Annotated in this window: 2 protein-coding genes; both read right to left on the bottom strand. The window is 33.1% G+C overall.

All coding sequences use genetic code 11. The features are described 5' to 3' along the window. The coding region (locus tag ACF91D_RS30600) for a phage minor head protein (protein ID WP_392438509.1) at nt 1–847 on the bottom strand (847 nt) is incomplete at its 3' end. Beyond that, on the bottom strand, nt 807–1052 hold a 246-nt coding region (locus ACF91D_RS30595; RefSeq protein ID WP_392438508.1), incomplete at its 5' end, for a phage portal protein. The genes ACF91D_RS30600 and ACF91D_RS30595, both read right to left, overlap by 41 nt.

Below are 1052 nucleotides of genomic sequence, written 5' to 3'. Positions count from 1 at the left end.
CTATATAATAAAATAACTTACATCGACAGGCAATGTTCTCACTTGCACTTTTGATTCCTACAAATAGTTTAGGTGCTGGTCCAACACATCCACTAGAATGAAATTGTTCATCTAGAAGTAAGCTAACACCATCTAAATCTCTATGCGTAACTCTAGTACGTGTGTCTTTAGTCGCAAACCATCGTTTTTTCATATCTAGACCATTTTTCTGTGCTACTTTAGCGCTATCCAATCCAGCTTGTGACATTGCTCTACCCGCTTCAGTACGTGCTACTCGCATAGATTGTGCCTTTGTCATACCAATATCATCACGTAATGATTTAGCTATTTTAGAATATCCTTCACCACTCATAATACCTTGCGTAATATTCATTCTGATTTTTCTTAGAACATTTTCACGATGCTTTTCTAAAGTGGGAATTAATTTAATAAATTCTATAGGTTGTTCAATTGCGCTTAAAATCACTTCAGGACTAGGCACATCAAATTGCATGGGTATTTGACTTGCCATTTCATATAAATAAAGGCTCATAAGGAATTTTTCTATATAAGCATCTGCTTGTGATTTTTGAATAGCCTTAGCTACCTTTCTATAATCCTCTGTTAGCATTGTACCTATACGAAATAGTTCCTTATTGAGCCTATTGTATTTATTAAATTCAGTCCAAGTGACATGTGGACTATCAGCTTGATATTTTTCGAACATGTCATTGATTTCTTGTTTTATTATCTTTAATCTTCGAGCAAAAAGCAATTCAATTTCTTTTTCAGCTTTTTGTATTAACAATTCTATATACTTATCTATATCATTCTGTGTTGTTATCTCTTTGTTGTTCTTGTTGTTCATCACTTTCCCCCTCTATAGAAGGTAATCGTTTATTTAGTTCATATCTTTCATTTTGAATTCTTTCTAATTCAGCTTCTAAATCTTCAACGAAAGGATGGTTTTCAATAACAGTTTCATGACTCACCACGCCCATTGAAGATTGCGCCATTTGTACTTGTAATTCTGTGTTTGCAACTTTGTTATAATTAAAACTTATGTCTATATC

This window comes from Staphylococcus sp. 231237_7MaSpsaltlick (assembly GCF_043107035.1).
Note: the sequence above shows the minus strand (reverse complement) of the source record. Positions and strands in the feature narration are given on the sequence as shown.